This window comes from Paraburkholderia sp. SEWSISQ10-3 4, assembly GCF_030464785.1.
Taxonomy (GTDB): domain Bacteria; phylum Pseudomonadota; class Gammaproteobacteria; order Burkholderiales; family Burkholderiaceae; genus Paraburkholderia; species Paraburkholderia aspalathi.
Genome location: NZ_JALPRI010000004.1, coordinates 342,444 through 357,660, shown reverse-complemented (window position 1 = coordinate 357,660; position 15,217 = coordinate 342,444). Strand labels below are relative to the sequence as shown.

Annotated in this window: 12 protein-coding genes and 1 tRNA gene; 6 read left to right on the top strand and 7 right to left on the bottom strand. The window is 62.1% G+C overall.

What is annotated here, in order from left to right; translation table 11 throughout:
- Positions 1-50: 50 nt before the first annotated feature.
- Both argE and mfd read right to left on the bottom strand, forming a co-directional pair.
- Positions 51-1,289: an acetylornithine deacetylase gene (gene argE, locus M0D68_RS12775; protein WP_093632676.1), complete on the bottom strand. Its 1,239-nt coding sequence runs from the start codon at positions 1,287-1,289 to the stop codon at positions 51-53.
- A 212-nt stretch (positions 1,290-1,501) separates the two neighbouring features.
- On the bottom strand, positions 1,502-4,984 hold the full coding sequence (mfd, locus tag M0D68_RS12770) for a transcription-repair coupling factor (RefSeq protein WP_200622566.1): 3,483 nt from the start codon (positions 4,982-4,984) through the stop codon (positions 1,502-1,504).
- A 121-nt stretch (positions 4,985-5,105) separates the two neighbouring features.
- Here mfd and ispD point away from each other — a divergent pair, with 121 nt between their 5' ends.
- Both ispD and ispF read left to right on the top strand, forming a co-directional pair.
- Positions 5,106-5,822 (top strand): 2-C-methyl-D-erythritol 4-phosphate cytidylyltransferase, encoded by a 717-nt coding sequence (ispD, locus tag M0D68_RS12765; protein ID WP_266224420.1) that lies wholly within the window; start codon positions 5,106-5,108, stop codon positions 5,820-5,822.
- Positions 5,823-5,868: 46 nt separating this feature from the next.
- Positions 5,869-6,348: a 2-C-methyl-D-erythritol 2,4-cyclodiphosphate synthase gene (ispF, locus tag M0D68_RS12760; protein ID WP_266224418.1), complete on the top strand. Its 480-nt coding sequence runs from the start codon at positions 5,869-5,871 to the stop codon at positions 6,346-6,348.
- Between the two features lie 120 nt (positions 6,349-6,468).
- Here the strand turns inward: ispF and M0D68_RS12755 are convergent, their stop codons facing one another.
- The 3 genes from M0D68_RS12755 to ompR form a co-directional block, all read right to left on the bottom strand.
- Positions 6,469-7,017: a peroxiredoxin gene (locus M0D68_RS12755; protein ID WP_093632680.1), complete on the bottom strand. Its 549-nt coding sequence runs from the start codon at positions 7,015-7,017 to the stop codon at positions 6,469-6,471.
- Between the two features lie 186 nt (positions 7,018-7,203).
- The gene (locus tag M0D68_RS12750; protein ID WP_093632681.1) at positions 7,204-8,553 is read right to left on the bottom strand and encodes an ATP-binding protein; all 1,350 of its coding nucleotides are present in this window, start codon (positions 8,551-8,553) and stop codon (positions 7,204-7,206) included.
- Positions 8,554-8,801: 248 nt separating this feature from the next.
- Positions 8,802-9,527: a two-component system response regulator OmpR gene (gene ompR / locus M0D68_RS12745; protein WP_033379433.1), complete on the bottom strand. Its 726-nt coding sequence runs from the start codon at positions 9,525-9,527 to the stop codon at positions 8,802-8,804.
- Positions 9,528-9,765: 238 nt separating this feature from the next.
- On the opposite strand from ompR, the gene M0D68_RS12740 reads away from it, so the two are divergent.
- From M0D68_RS12740 to M0D68_RS12730, 3 genes are all read left to right on the top strand, one after another.
- On the top strand, positions 9,766-10,098 hold the full coding sequence (locus M0D68_RS12740) for a hypothetical protein (RefSeq protein WP_093632682.1): 333 nt from the start codon (positions 9,766-9,768) through the stop codon (positions 10,096-10,098).
- Between the two features lie 194 nt (positions 10,099-10,292).
- A complete protein-coding gene (locus M0D68_RS12735) occupies positions 10,293-11,933 on the top strand; it encodes a DUF1800 family protein (RefSeq protein ID WP_266224416.1) in 1,641 nt (546 codons plus the stop codon).
- A gap of 127 nt (positions 11,934-12,060) precedes the next feature.
- Positions 12,061-13,278: a DUF1501 domain-containing protein gene (locus tag M0D68_RS12730; protein WP_093632683.1), complete on the top strand. Its 1,218-nt coding sequence runs from the start codon at positions 12,061-12,063 to the stop codon at positions 13,276-13,278.
- A 53-nt stretch (positions 13,279-13,331) separates the two neighbouring features.
- Here the strand turns inward: M0D68_RS12730 and M0D68_RS12725 are convergent, their stop codons facing one another.
- Positions 13,332-14,156, bottom strand: a complete 825-nt coding sequence (locus tag M0D68_RS12725) for a squalene/phytoene synthase family protein (protein ID WP_093632684.1) — start codon at positions 14,154-14,156, stop codon at positions 13,332-13,334.
- A 219-nt stretch (positions 14,157-14,375) separates the two neighbouring features.
- Here M0D68_RS12725 and M0D68_RS12720 point away from each other — a divergent pair.
- Positions 14,376-14,462, top strand: a tRNA-Leu gene (locus M0D68_RS12720).
- A 97-nt stretch (positions 14,463-14,559) separates the two neighbouring features.
- Here the strand turns inward: M0D68_RS12720 and M0D68_RS12715 are convergent.
- A complete protein-coding gene (locus tag M0D68_RS12715; protein WP_093632685.1) occupies positions 14,560-14,853 on the bottom strand; it encodes a hypothetical protein in 294 nt (97 codons plus the stop codon).
- Positions 14,854-15,217 lie beyond the last annotated feature (364 nt).

The window sequence follows — 15,217 nt, the reverse complement described above, 5'->3', positions numbered from 1 at the left end:
GGGCGTGTTTTTCCTCGATATGGCTAAGACCGTTTTTACCGCGCTCAGTTTCAGTGCGCGTGCGCTTCCACCGACATGCTGTGGATGAATTTTTGCAGGAAGCGCTCGCATGCCACGAGCTGATCCAGCGCGACGAATTCGTTGGCTTTGTGCGCCTGCTGGATGTCGCCGGGACCGCACACAATGCTCGGAATGCCCGCCAGCGAGAACAGTCCCGCCTCAGTGCCGTACGCGACCTTGCGCTTGTCCTGGTCAGCGGTCAGCGCGCGCACGAGTTGCGTGATCGCGGCTTGTTCAGACGAATCGAGGCCGGGCGCCGCGGCAATCTTTGTGATCTCGATGGCGGCAGATGGATGCTCGCGCAACATTTTCGGCAGCAGCGTTTCGCGTGCGTATTGATCGATGCGCTCGAAGATCGGTTCGGGATCGAGCGTGGGCAGATTGCGGAATTCGAACTGGAACTTGCATTCGGCGGGCACGGTATTGATCGCGTTGCCGCCGATGATCGTGCTGGTTTGCGCGGTGGTGAAGGGCACGTCGTATAGTTCGTCGAACGGGCCTTGTGCGCGGAATTGATCGGCCATATCCCGGATGTAGCAGATCAGGCGCGCGGCGTATTCGATCGCGTTCAAGCCCTTCGGTGTGAGCGACGAATGCGCGGCCTGGCCGCGCACGCAGCACTGATACGCGTTGATGCCTTTGTGCGCCACGATCGGGCGCATGCTGGTCGGCTCGCCGACGATGCAACCGTCCGGCTTCACGCCACGCTTCATCAGATCGGCAATCAGGAGCGGCGCGCCGGCACAGCCCACTTCCTCGTCAAACGACAACGCGAAGTGAATCGGCCTCGCGAGCCTGGTGCGCTGCATCTCTGGCACGAGTGCGAGCGCCGCGCCGATGAAGCCTTTCATGTCGCAGGTGCCGCGGCCGTACAGCTTATCGCCGCGAATTTCCGGTTTGAACGGATCGCTGTCCCATTGCTGACCGTCTACGGGCACAACATCTGTATGGCCCGACAGCACCACGCCGCCGTTGGTCTCGCCGTCGTGTGCGGGAATCGTTGCGAACAGATTCGCCCATTTGCCGCTTTCGTCGTGGGTGAGCGTGGCTTCGATGCCGACTGCGCGCAATTCGTCGCGTACGGTTTCGATCAGGCCGAGATTCGGATTGCGGCTCACCGTGTCCATCGACACGAGACGGGTCACCCACGGAAGCGAGGCAGGCAACGAGGAATTCGATTCAGAGGCGGGCGTTTGCGAGGACTGCGCTGTTTCAGCGACGTGAGACATAACAAGACTCCGGCATTTGAGTCTTTCGATCATACCCAAAAAAAACGCACCCGTATGCTGCGGCGCGCATTTGCGCACCGCAGCATAAACAAAAAAACGGCTAGACGTACCCCGTTTTTTTAATGGTGCCGCCGTTGGTTCCGTTGGCGGCGCCGGTGTTGACACCGGTGTTGCCGCGACACCGGCGTGCGGGTACGCAACGGTGCGCAGCCTTAGCGCGCGGCAGCCGTGGCCGCTGTGCCGCGGCTGGGCGTGCCGAGTGCGCGCAAGGTTTCTTTCACCGTCGCTACACGCACGGCCAGATCCGGGCTGCGCGTTTCAATGCGCAGCTTGTCCTGGCCCGCGAGCTTGATGTGTTTGTGTTTCTGCACCATCTCGATGATCCGCATCGCGTCGATCGGCGGATTGGGGATGAACTGCAAGCCGATCACCGTTTCGCCTGCATCGATCTTCGAAATGCCCAAGGGTTTCGCCGCCAGCCGCAGGCGATGCGTCTCGACAAGCGCATGCGCTTGCGGCGGCAACTTGCCGAAGCGGTCGATCAACTCCTCCTGAATGCTGTCGATCGAATCGTTGTGTTCGCAATTAGCGAGGCGCTTGTAGAGCGACAGGCGTTCCTGCACATCGCCGCAATAGTCCGCCGGCAGAATCGCGGGGGCGTGCAGATTGATCTCGGTGGTCGCCGCGAGCGGTGCCGTGAGGTCCGGTTCCTTGCCTTCCTTGAGCGCCTTCACGGCGTCGTTCAGCATGTCGGTGTAAAGCTGGAATCCGATCTCCTGAATCTCGCCCGATTGCTTGTCGCCGAGCACTTCACCCGTACCGCGAATTTCGAGGTCGTGCATCGCGAGATAGAAGCCCGAACCGAGTTCCTCCATCTGCTGGATCGCTTCGAGGCGGCGCTGCGCCTGCTTGGTCAGTCCTTGCGGGTCATGCACCAGCAGATACGAATACGCCTGGTGATGCGAGCGGCCCACGCGGCCACGCAGCTGATGCAATTGCGCGAGACCGAACTTGTCGGCGCGGTGAATCAGAATCGTGTTGGCGCTCGGCACGTCGATACCGGTTTCGATAATCGTCGTGCACAGCAGAACGTTCGCGCGTTGCGCAACGAAGTCACGCATCACGCGTTCGAGTTCGCGCTCATGCATCTGTCCATGCGCAACGGCGATACGTGCTTCCGGCACGAGCGCTTCAAGCATCTGCCGGCGATTCTCGATCGTTTCGACTTCGTTGTGCAGGAAGTAGACCTGGCCGCCACGTTTCAACTCGCGCAACATCGCTTCGCGAATCACGCTGTCTTCTTCGCGGCGCACGAAGGTTTTGATCGCGAGGCGCTTTTGCGGCGCCGTGGCGATCACGGAGAAATCGCGCAGTCCTTCGAGCGCCATGCCGAGCGTACGCGGGATCGGCGTTGCGGTGAGCGTCAGCACATCGACTTCGGCGCGCAACGCTTTCAAAGCCTCTTTCTGACGCACGCCGAAACGGTGTTCCTCGTCGATGATCACGAGCCCCAGCCGCTTGAACTGCACATCCGACGACAGCAGCTTGTGCGTGCCGATCACGATATCGACCGTGCCTTCGTTGATCTGCTGGATCGCCGCGTTGACTTCCTTGGTCGACTTGAAGCGCGACAATTCGGCGATCCGCACCGGCCAGTCGGAGAAGCGATCGCTAAAGGTTTGCGTGTGCTGTTCGGCCAGCAGCGTGGTGGGCGAGAGCAGCGCAACCTGTTTGCCGCCCATCACCGCAATGAATGCCGCGCGCAAGGCCACCTCGGTCTTGCCGAAGCCGACGTCGCCGCACACGAGGCGGTCCATCGGTTTGCCGCTCGTCATGTCGCCGATCACCGCAGCAATCGCCGCGGCCTGGTCCGGCGTTTCTTCGAAGCCGAAGCTCTCGGCGAACTTCACATAGTCTCTCGGTTCGAGCGCGAATGCATGGCCTTCGCGCAGGGCGCGGCGAGCGTACAGGTTCAGCAACTCGGCCGCGGTGTCGCGGATCTGCTGCGCGGCTCTTCGCTTGGCCTTTTCCCACTGGCCTGAGCCGAGCGAATGCAAGGGCGCGCTTTCCGGATCCGCGCCGCTGTAACGCGAGATCACGTGCAATTGCGCGACCGGCACGTAAAGCTTGCTGTCGCCCGCGTATTCGAGATGCAGGAACTCGGTTTCGCCTTCGCCGAGATCCATCGTGACGAGGCCCATATAGCGGCCGATGCCGTGCTGCGAATGCACGACCGGATCGCCGAGCTTCAGCTCGGACAGATCCCGTACCATCGAATCGACGTTGCTCGCCTGTTCCTGACGGCGGCGCCCTGTGCGGCGCGCGAGTGGGCCGTAAAGTTCGGTCTCGGTGATGATCGCGATGCCGTCGACGGGCACCGCAAAGCCGTTCGCCAAAGGCGCGACGCCTAGCGAAAAACGTTCGTCGCTCGTGAGCCAGTCCTGGAAGCTGTCGCTCGATACGGGCCTGAGGTGATTGTCGGCCAGCAGTTGCAAGAGCGTTTCACGACGGCCCGCCGATTCCGTCGCGAACAGCACGCGGTTCGGCGTGGTCTCGAGATAGGTGCGCAAGGCCGAGACCGGATCTTCCGCGTGACGGTCGATCGCCAGATCCGGCAGCGGGGTCGACCAGCCGCCGCCCGCGTTGGCGGGCAAGGCGAGCCGCGCGAACGGCTTGGCGAACGCAAAGAAATCCTCGTCCGAGAGGAACAGACGCTGCGGCTCCAGAATCGGCCGGTCGCGATCGTGCGACAGGAAGTTGTAGCGCTGTTTGGTGTCGTTGGTGAAGCGCCGGATCGCCGCGTCCAGATCGCCGACGAATGCCAGCTGCGCGCCTTCGGGCAGGTAGTGGAACAGCGTCGCCGTTTCTTCGAAGAAGAGCGGCAAATAATATTCGATGCCCGCCGACGGCACGCCGTTGCCGATGTCCTTGTAAATCGACGCGCGGCTCGGATCGCCCTCGAAGGTCTCGCGCCAGCGGCTGCGGAAAGCCGTGCGCGCTGCTTCGTCGAAGGGGAATTCGCGGCCGGGCAACAGACGCACGTCCTTTACCGGATAGAGGCTGCGCTGGGTGTCCGGGTCGAACGCGCGGATCGAATCGACCTGGTCGTCGAACAGGTCGATCCGGTACGGCAGGGGCGAGCCCATCGGGTAGAGGTCCAGCAGCGAGCCGCGCACGCAGTATTCGCCCGGACGCACCACCTGGCTCACGTGCTCGTAGCCGGCGAGCGTCAACTGCGCTTTGAGCTTGGCCTCGTCGAGGCGTTCGCCTTGTGAGAAGGAGAAGGTGTAGCCCGCCATGAATGAGGCGGGCGGCATCCGGTACAACGCGGTGGTGGCCGGTACCAGCAGGATGTCGCAGCGGCCTTCGCCCAGGTCGTGCAGCGTGGCGAGGCGTTCCGAGACCAGATCCTGGTGGGGCGAAAAGGTATCGTAAGGCAGCGTTTCCCAGTCGGGCAGCAAACGCACGCGTGCCTCGGGCGCAAAAAAGCTGATTTCCTGCGCCAGCCGCTGCGCGTCGACGGCGCTTTCGCAGACGACCGCCAGCAGCGGCACCTTCTCGCGGTAGGCGAGATGGTAGCGGGCGATCAGCAGCGCGTCGGACGAGCCGTGCGTGCCGTCGAAGGCGAAACGCTGGCCGGCTTTGACGAGCGCGACGGGCGGGGAGTACTGCGATGATGCGGCGATGTCTGGCATAGAAGAGAAAAAGCGGCCTCGGGCTCACACGTGATCGGCAAGTTTACGCGTGTCGGGGCGTAGATGCGAAGGACCTATTATAAAATCCGTCCTTTACTTCGACCTCGCGGCATCCGCACTCGTGACTTCCCGTCTATTTGCCCTGATTCCGTGCGCTGGCACCGGCAGCCGTTCCGGCGCCGCGATGCCCAAACAATATCGCACTGTCGCCGGTCGCGACATGTTGCATTACTCGCTGGCGGCTTTCGACGCCTGCAGCGAGTTCTCGCAAACCCTTGTCGTGATTGCCCCCGACGACCAGCACTTCGACGCCCGCCGCTTCAGCGGCCTGCGTTTCGCCGTGCGCCGCGCCGGTGGGGCGTCGCGCCAGGCGTCGGTGCTGAACGGGCTGCACGCGCTGGCCGAGTTCGGCGCGCGCGACGACGACTGGGTGCTGGTGCACGACGCCGCGCGGCCGGGCATCACGCCTGGCTTGATCCGCACGCTGATCGGCGCGCTGAAGGACGACCCGGTGGGCGGCATCATGGCCTTGCCGGTGGCGGATACCTTGAAGCGGATCGACCCGGGCTCGCCCGACGGGCGGATTGCCCGCACCGAGGCGCGCGATGGCCTGTGGCAAGCGCAAACGCCGCAGATGTTCCGCATCGGCATGTTGCGCGAGGCGATTTTGCGCGCGCAAGCGGACGGCCACGATTTGACCGACGAAGCAAGCGCGATCGAGTGGCTGGGGCACGCGCCCCGCCTGGTGCAGGGGAGTTTGCGCAACTTCAAGGTCACTTATCCGGAAGACTTCGATCTGGCCGAGGCGATTTTGTGCCGGCCGTCTTCGGCTTCCTGAATGGATAAATCAGATTTTAATCAATGGGCTTGAGGACTTGACGCATATGGATTTCAGAATTGGGCAGGGTTATGACGTGCATGCGCTGGTGCCTGGACGTCCGTTGATTATCGGCGGCGTGACGATTCCTTATGAGCGCGGGCTGCTCGGGCATTCGGATGCGGATGTGCTGTTGCATGCGATTACCGATGCTATTTTCGGCGCGGCCGCGATGGGCGATATTGGGCGGCATTTTTCCGATACGGATGCGAAGTTCGCCGGCGCGGATAGTCGGGTTTTATTGCGGGAGTGTTTTGCCCGCGTAACGGCGGCGGGGTTTTCTATCGCTAACGTGGATAGCAGCGTGGTTGCGCAAGCGCCCAAGCTGGCGCCGCATATCGAAGGGATGCGGGCTAATATCGCTGCGGACCTTAATCTGCCGGTTGAACGGGTTAACGTTAAGGCCAAGACTAATGAGAAGCTGGGCTACCTCGGGCGAGGCGAGGGCATTGAAGCGCAGGCGGTGGTTTTGTTAATCAAGAATTGATATTGGATTTTGGTTTTGGTGTTTGCGGTGCATCCACAAAAACCATGAGCGTGCAGCGAAAAAACTTAATCCCGCTGCGCGCGAAAAAAACCTGTCCATCTTCAGCAGCAATACGCGGCTTTACAGCGTTGCACCGCCGATCGGGCGATTGCACGGGCACTCTTCGTTCGTTTGAAGAGCGTCGAGAATACGCAGCACTTCTGTCGGGTTGCGGCCGACATTCAGGTTGTTCACGGAAACGTGTTGAATCGTATTGTCCGGATCGACGATGAACGTTGCGCGCAGCGCCACGCCGGCTTCCTGGTCGCGCACACCGAGCTGGTCGATCAACTCACCCTTCACGTCACCAAACGAATAGTGGTTTAGCCTGCTTAGCTCCTTTAGCTCGCGGCGCCAGGCCAGCTTGACGAATTCATTGTCCACACTGCCGCCGAGCAGTACGGCGTCGCGCTCTTCGAAATCCTTGACCAGCTTGTCGAACTCGACGATTTCGGTCGGGCACACGAACGTGAAGTCTTTCGGATAGAAGTAGATGATTTTCCACTTGCCCGGAAACGACTGCTCCGTGATCTCTTCGAACGCGGACACGCCATTTTCTTCATGATTGTTGAAGCCCGGCTTGGCCGCAGTGACGGTGAACGCTTCGACTTTATCGCCAACGGTTTTCATGCAAGAGCTCCTTCGTGAGATGGGAAAGCAGCATGTTCGACGCTGTCAGCTCGTCGTAACAGGCACGTTGCACGTTTTCGAGTATGGCCCTATGAGGTTATGCGCTCAATAGTCGTTGGCTAGCGCCTTGGAGCGATATGACTCAACGCGGTCGACCGCCTCACGGGCTGCGCGACGCCCAGCCGGTCAGGCGCCTTTTGCGAGCGGAAACTCGATTGTGACCTCGAGGCCCGGACCTGGTGTGCGGTTGCGCAGACGCAGCGCGCCGCGATAACGGCCTACCAGCCGCTGCACGATGGCCATGCCGAGGCCCGTGCCGTTCGCCTGGGTGCGCGCGGAATTCACGCGATAGAACGGTCGCGTGACAAGCGCCAATTGGTCTTCAGGAATTCCTGGCCCTTCGTCGACCACGGACAACTCGACCCGCGAGTGCGATACCCGGGTTTCCAGAATCACGTGCGGTATGCCGTCGCCGTCGCTCAAACCGTACTTGCGCGCGTTTTCCAGCAGATTGCCCACCACGCGCCGCATGTCGGTCTCATCGGCCTCGATCACCGCCGAGGGCGCGAGACGCGTGATCAGCCGCATGCTGTCCTCGCTTTGCATCCGCGCGGCAAGCTCGCCTGCAATCACCGACAGGTCGACGGGCTCCGGCACCCGCTGCACCGGACGCGCGTAATCGAGGAACCGGCCGATGATCATGTCCATCTGCTCGATGTCGTCGACCATCGCGTCTTTGGTGATCTGGTCGGACGGGCTCATTTCGGTTTCGAGCCGCAGCCGTGCGAGCGGCGTGCGCAGATCGTGCGAGATACCGGCGAGCATCAGCGCGCGGTCGGCCTCGAGCTGTTCGAGGTCCTGCACCATCTGGTTGAAACTGCGATTGGTCTCGGCGGCCACGCCCATGCCGCGCTCGGGCAAGGGCTCTGGCGACTGGCCCGAGCCGACCTTGCGAGCAGCCATGGCGAGCCGGGCGAACGGGCGGTTCACGAGACTGGTGATGAAAGCCGCGCCGAATAGTGATAGCGCCAGCGCGAACACGCCCCAGCCGGCCCATTGCAGGCCCGTCGCGTTGTCGAGTTGATCGCGGTCGAGCGCCACCCAGTAATCGTCGTCGTCGATCTTGAAGCTGATCCAGACGCCGGGGATGTCGTTCACGCTCTGTGCAATGACCGTGTCGTCGCCGAGGCGGCCGCGAATGTCGTGTTCGATCAGCCGGTTCAGCGACTCGTCGGGTTGGAGCTTGTACTTGTCGGTGGTTTCGCGCGGGTACACGCGCACCCCTTCATTGCTCTCCAGATCCTGCAGCAAGGCACGCCGCAGGTCAGGATCGGAATAGAGGAGTGCGGTGCGCGTGAGCTTGACGATGGCGACCAGCTGCAACGCCACGCGCTGCGCGCGCGGCTCGCGTTCGATCACCCGAAAGCTCTGGAACCACGCGGCGAGACTGACTGCGATCAACAGCGCGATCAACAGAAAGGTCCGCCAGAAAAGGCCGCCGAACGCGAGCGTCAGGAGGCGCCGGTCGATCCGCATGGGCCCTTCTTATCTGGAACTAGCTTGTATGGGACCGGAGTAGTCGCGCTGACGCGCGAACTCTGGTCGACCGCTTTGCATGGGACCAGAGATAAGGCGCTAAAGCGCCAACTCTGGTCNGTCGACCGCTTTGCATGGGACCAGAGATAAGGCGCTGAAGCGCCAACTCTGGTCGACCGCTTTGCATGGGACCAGAGATAAGGCGCTGAAGCGCCAACTCTGGTCGACACTGGGGTGTGAGAGCAAACTCAGGCTGCACCGTCCGGAATGAACACGTAGCCGAGACCCCAGACGGTTTGGATGAAACGCGGGCTGCCCGGATCCGGTTCGATCAGCTTGCGCAGACGCGAAATCTGCACGTCGAGACTGCGGTCGAACACTTCGTATTCACGGCCGCGTGCCAGTTCCATCAGCTTTTCACGCGACAGCGGCTGACGCGGATGGCGCGCAAACACCTTCAGCACCGAGAACTCGCCGGTGGTGAGCGGTATTTCCTGGCCGGCCTTGGTGAGCGTGCGGGTGGCGAGATTCAGCGCGAACTCGCCGAACTCGAACACCTCGGTGGTTTCGGACGGCGCACCCGGCAGCTCCGACGGCGATTGCCGGCGCAGCACCGCGTGGATCCGCGCGACCAGTTCGCGCGGGTTGAACGGCTTGGGCAGGTAGTCGTCGGCGCCCATTTCGAGGCCGACGATACGATCGACGTCTTCACCCTTGGCCGTCAGCATGATGATCGGCGTGCGGTCGTTGCTGCCGCGCAGGCGGCGACAGATCGACAGGCCGTCTTCGCCTGGCAGCATCAGATCGAGCACCAGCAAGTCGAAGCGCTCACGCACCCAGAGCTTGTTCATGGACGGCGCGTTCTCGGCAACGTAGACATTGAAGCCCTGTTCACCGAGGTAGCGGCGCAGCAGATCGCGCAGGCGCGGATCGTCGTCGACGACGAGGATTTTCGAAGGGTTTTTGGTTTCCATGGTCGGCATCTTAGCGCGATTAGAAAGTAGCGCGCGGTTGCATCATTTATCGGGTTACAGTCAGTTACAAAATTTACCCGCACTGTGGCACGACGTAAAGCATGGGCAGGTAGACTCCTTTACTGAATGCGGCTGTTCGGTGGATACTTCACACGACTAAAACTCTCGCACCCGGCTCGCTACCGGGGTTTGTATACGCATTTGAGGTAGCCGGTTGCCGCGCCACGAAGGGAACAACATGAAGGGAGGGGTTTGGCCGAATGTGCGCCTGAGCGTAATTGCACTGGCGATTGCCGGTACGCTTGCAGGCACACTAGGACCAACGCTCGCCCACGCCCAGCCTTCGGCCGACAGAGCTGCGAGCGAGCGCGGCCCCAAGCCGCCTAATTCCAAAGCGGGCCGCCACAACCCCAGCGTCACTAACGACCGCCCTGCGTCAGACGTGATGTTGCGCACTGCAGTTCCCCCCGATCTCGATCAACGCCGTCGTGATGGCCATATGACGCCCGACGAGCGGCGCCTGTTACGGCAGCACATCGAAGACGCTGTCCGCGAGCTCTATAAGAGGTAGCTATTTTCGTGCCTGCTCCTGGGCACGCTGGTCGTCAGCCGGACTCCGTTTCTCCGCGCATGAAAGATTTCGTTGCACTTCCCCCGTCAACTTTCCCGTTCCATCTGCCGTTGAGTCGCCAGAGCACAGCGCGTGCATAGAGCGTTTTTCCATGCGCGAATGCCTTTCCGTGATGCCCCGCAACCGGATGACCGATGATGAAAGTGCTGACAGGCGGTAAAGATGGGCGCTGGCTGGCAGTCATGGCCACGGCGTTAGTGGCCGTGACGTGGTGTGCACCGGCGCCGGCCGTGCAGCAGGGCGCCTCTATCTCTCATGCTCCCCACAACAAGCATCGCGCGCCGTCTGCCGCGTCAGCCGTTTCCGTGGCCGACCAGGACACCCTCGACGCCGACGATGCCCGCTTTTTCCTGACGCGCGTCGGCTTTGCGCCCGATAGCGGCGAGGTCGCGCAATACGTCGGCCTCACGCGCGAGCAGGCAGTGGACAAGGTGCTCGCAACAGCCCGAACCGAATCTGTCACGCCGCTGCCGGACTGGGTGCTCGAACCCATCCCGACGCGCGACATTCGCAAGACATGGACGGACGATCAACGCCGCGACGAGCAGCGGCTGCGCGGCCAACGTTACGAACTATTACGTGCGTGGTGGGTGCGCGAGATGCTGGGCACGCCGTCGCCGTTGACCGAGCGCATGACGCTCTTCTGGCACAACCACTTCACCTCCGGCCAGGACAAGGTCCAGTATCCGCAGCAGATGGCGCAGCAGAACATGCTGTTGCGCCGCGACGCGCTGGGCAACTTCGGCGAGTTGTTGCACGACGTCGCGAAAGATCCGGCGATGCTGCAATACCTCGACGGTGCCAGCAATCGCAAGGGCAAGCCCAACGAAAACTTCGCGCGTGAAGTGATGGAGCTGTTCACGCTCGGCGAAGGGCACTACACACAACGCGACGTATCGGAAGCCGCGCGTGCCTACACGGGGTGGAGCCTCGACCCCGACACCCAGGCTTACGTGTGGCGCGCCAACCTGCACGACGATGGCGACAAGACCGTGCTCGGTCAAACCGGTCCGTTCGACGGCGATCAGGTGCTCGATATCCTGCTTGCGCGACCGGAAACCGCGACATTCGTCACGACCAAACTGTGGCGCGAGTTCGTCTCCGACACACCGGACCCCGCTCGCATCGCGCCGATCGCTGCCCAGTTCCGCGCGAGTCATTACGATATCAAGGTCGCGCTGCGCGGCCTTTTCATGAGCGACGCGTTCTGGGACGACGGCGATCGCGGCGTGCTAGTGAAATCGCCGGTTGAATTCATGGTCGGGACACTGCGTGCGTTCGACATTGGCTACGACAACACGGCGCCATTCGCCGCACAGATCCGCACGCTTGGCGAGAACCTGTTCTACCCGCCCAACGTCAAAGGATGGCCGGGCGGTACGATATGGATCAATAGCTCGACGCTGCTGGCGCGCAAGCAATTCGTCGAGCAACTGTTTCGCGCGACTGAAACCGCCCGTCCGCAGCGCGTGAACAATCCGGTGGGCGCAAAGATCGCGGCGAGTGGCGCACCTGGCAATATGCCGGCGAGTCAGCCGATGCAGCGCGCGATGGCGCGAGTCGGCCCGGTCAGCCAGGGTGGCGTACGCTTTGATATCGACACGTGGCTTGCGCATTACAACACCGCGCCGACGGCGAAACCGGGGCTGTCGGCGGAGCTTCAGTTGCAGCACGCGGTCTTGCCGCTCACGCCAGTCGACGCGATCGAAACCGATTCGACGGCCAGCGCTTATCTGGAGGCGCTGCTGATGGACCCGGCTTATCAGCTGAAGTGAGAAAGTGAGCAGCGCGGACGGGCGACGGAATTGAGCCGCTCAACCGTATAACGCCGATGAGCAGCGCAAATAAACGATCCGTCGAAGGCGGCAAGACACGCGCCATGACAATCGAACGAGGTGCAGGATGAAAAGACGCAGCTTTCTCTCGATGGGCGCAGCCGCCAGCGCAACGCTCTGGTTGCCACGCGCGTTCGGTGCGCAGGCGGCAGAAGTGGGCGGCTCAGCGAATCGAGGCTACGGCAACCTGCTGATCCTCGTCGAACTGAAGGGCGGCAACGACGGTTTGAATACCGTGATTCCGTTTGCCGATCCCACTTACTATCAGCTGCGTAAAAACATCGGCATCAAACGTGAGCAGGCGATCCAGCTCGACGAGCGCACCGCGCTGCATCCGTCGTTGCAGCCGCTGATGCCACTTTGGCAGAGCCAGCAACTGGCGATCGTGCAGGGCGTTAGCTACGCGCAACCGAACCTGTCGCATTTCCGCTCGATCGAGATCTGGGACACCGCCTCGCGTTCGGATCAATATCTGCGGGAGGGCTGGCTCACACGCGCGTTCGCGCAGACGCCGGTGCCCGCCGGTTTTGCCGCCGACGGTGTGGTGATCGGTAGCGCCGAAATGGGACCGCTTGCCAACGGCGCACGCGCGATCGCGCTGGTCAATCCGGCACAGTTCGTCAAGGCTTCGCGCCTCGTCACGCCGGTGTCGCTGCACGAGCGCAATCCGGAATTGGCGCACATTCTCGACGTCGAGAACGATATCGTGAAAGCCGCCGATCGTCTGCGTCCCACGCAAGGTCAGGCGCAATTGAAGACGGTGTTTCCCGGCGGCGCATTCGGCGGTTCGATCAAGACGGCGATGCAGGTGCTCGCGGCTGGGAATACGCCGCAAGGACAGCCGAAGAGCGGGCAGGGTGTGGCGGTGATCCGTTTGACGCTGAACGGTTTCGATACGCACCAGAATCAGCCGGGTCAACAGGCGGCGCTGCTCAAACAACTGGCCGATGGGTTTGCGTCGATGAAATCGGCGCTGGTGGAACTCGGCCGCTGGAACGAGACGCTGGTGATGACCTATGCCGAGTTCGGCCGGCGCCCGCGTGAGAATCAGAGCAACGGCACCGATCACGGCACCGTGGCGCCGCATTTCGTCATGGGCGGGCGAGTGCGGGGCGGTTTGTACGGCGTGCCGCCGGTGCTCGCGCGGCTCGATGGCAATGGCAACTTGCCGGTCGGCGTCGATTTTCAGCAACTCTACGCGACCGTGCTCGGGCCGTGGTGGGGGCTCGACGCGTCCGCGATCCTGCAGCAGCGGTTCGAACCGCTGCCGTTGCTACGCGTCTGACGATGGACAGCGTTGCCTCATCAGCATGAGCCAACGGCCGTTGTGTCGCTCGCCTACCTCGCGCGCCACGCGATCCAGAGTTTGCGGATCGGCGTCAACGCAATGCGCTGATGCAGCACGTGATAGCCGTCGCGTTCGATTTCATCCAGCAGCGCCAGGGCGAGCGCTGCCTGCGCCACGAGCGTGCGCTGCGAGCGGCGCTCATTTGCGGGCATGGCGGCGAGCGCTGCTTGCAACGCGTCGCGCGCACGCTTGGTCTCGAAGCGCATCAGCTCGGTAAACGCGTCGGAATATTTCCTGTTGATCAGATCCGCAGCGGTGACGTTAAAGCGCTGCATTTCGTCGATCGGAATATAGATGCGGCCGTGGCGCGCGTCATTGCCGGTTTCGGCGACGAACTGCGCAAGCTGCAGCGCCTCGCCGAGCGCCGCGGACCAGGTCGATGCCTGCGCGCTGTCTTTCGCCGAAGCACGCGCGACCAGCGACGCGAAGGTGCCGCCGACGCCTTGCACATAGCGCCTCAGATTCGGGTAGTCGAGATAGCGCGCCTGGTCGAGGTCCATTTCGAAACCGGCGAGCAAGGCCTGCAACTCGGGATATTCGGTTTCTACGTTGGGCAGATAAGCCGCCAGCGCCTTGGAAACCGGATGTGACGGTGAGCCCGAAGCCAGCGCGGCGAGTTCGTTTTGCCACCACGCGAGTTTGGTGCGGCCGATGGCCGGATCGCTGGTTTCCTTAACGGTTTCCTCGAACTCGCGACGCAGCGCGAACAGCGCGGTCAGGAGCGGTTGGCTTGCCGCGGGCGCCCGCCGAAGCGCATAGTAAGTGCTCGATCCGGGCGGCGCCGCTTTTTGCTGGCAGTATTCGTCGAAATTCACGGGATAGGAATGTGGGGAAGGGCGGGCGAACAAGGGCACGTCGTGCGTGCGTTTAGCCAAAAATTGTAGCATCGACGCCCAATGGGCCGATGCACGAGCAAATGCAGACAACTGCGAATCAATCGGTTAGAATCTCGCGCTTACGCTTTCGGGCGCGGGTTTTAACGCGGCCGTGGGCATGCAGGACATCGGGCACAACGCACAGCGCTTTGCCCGGCTGCGAGGGTGGCGAAATTGGTAGACGCACCAGGTTTAGGTCCTGACGCCCGCAAGGGTGTAGGGGTTCGAGTCCCCTCCCTCGCACCAACAAATATGTAGCAGAGAACCCCGTTAAGTCTTTGGACTGACGGGGTTTTTTGTTTTTCTTGCGACCTGGTGCCAGGCCTGGTGGGCCCGGCAGCGCTCAGGCGTCCGGTGCTGGCGGTTGCGGTTCGGCTTGCGTGCCTGGCAACTCGGCTTGCACGGCGCCTTCGAGAAAGCGGCGGGTCGATTCGAACGCCTGTAGCATCGGATCGGGCCACGGCGTTTGCAGCATGACGGCCTGGTGGTTTTCGAACGCCGACGACAACAGTTTCGCCAGCTCGGGCGAGCGCAGATGACGCAGCACGACACTGACGGCGATCGCCGTCGCCTGGCTCGCGCCGGCGGTTTGAAGTTCTGAAGCGGTGAGGGCCGCTACCTGTTTGTTGATGTCCACTGAAGCTTCCCTGGATGAAATGGGGGTGACTGAAGGCCTGGCGGCCGATCCCGAATTTTGACATGGTTGACGGGTTGCCGCGAACGCGGCTGTCTCGGCGGGGCTGCCGTGTTCGCTGCGGGACGATGGTTTTCAGCGCGGTCAGTCTATTGAGCAATATGGAGTCGGACACCGCTGCTGGATTTGTCCAGGTAATTGGTGTGCCCGTCGAACTGCGCCCGAGATTGGGTGGTATCCGTTGTCATCCATATTGCGTAAATTGTTAAATGCACGCGATGCGCTCATGCCTACCCGCCGGCGGATTAATCTCTGGAAATAAGCGCGCAAAGTTGGGAAAAACCGATATGCATCAGCAAATAAGCGT

What these genes read in the sequence shown, in the direction of transcription:
- M0D68_RS12730 (WP_093632683.1), top strand. Translation starts at nt 12,061, where the DNA reads ATGAAAAGACGCAGCTTTCTCTCGATGGGCGCAGCCGCCAGCGCAACG.
- ispF (WP_266224418.1), top strand. Translation starts at nt 5,869, where the DNA reads ATGGATTTCAGAATTGGGCAGGGTTATGACGTGCATGCGCTGGTGCCT.
- mfd (WP_200622566.1), bottom strand. Translation starts at nt 4,984, where the DNA reads ATGCCAGACATCGCCGCATCATCGCAGTACTCCCCGCCCGTCGCGCTC.
- M0D68_RS12740 (WP_093632682.1), top strand. Translation starts at nt 9,766, where the DNA reads ATGAAGGGAGGGGTTTGGCCGAATGTGCGCCTGAGCGTAATTGCACTG.
- M0D68_RS12755 (WP_093632680.1), bottom strand. Translation starts at nt 7,017, where the DNA reads ATGAAAACCGTTGGCGATAAAGTCGAAGCGTTCACCGTCACTGCGGCC.
- M0D68_RS12750 (WP_093632681.1), bottom strand. Translation starts at nt 8,553, where the DNA reads ATGCGGATCGACCGGCGCCTCCTGACGCTCGCGTTCGGCGGCCTTTTC.
- argE (WP_093632676.1), bottom strand. Translation starts at nt 1,289, where the DNA reads ATGTCTCACGTCGCTGAAACAGCGCAGTCCTCGCAAACGCCCGCCTCT.
- M0D68_RS12735 (WP_266224416.1), top strand. Translation starts at nt 10,293, where the DNA reads ATGATGAAAGTGCTGACAGGCGGTAAAGATGGGCGCTGGCTGGCAGTC.
- ompR (WP_033379433.1), bottom strand. Translation starts at nt 9,527, where the DNA reads ATGGAAACCAAAAACCCTTCGAAAATCCTCGTCGTCGACGACGATCCG.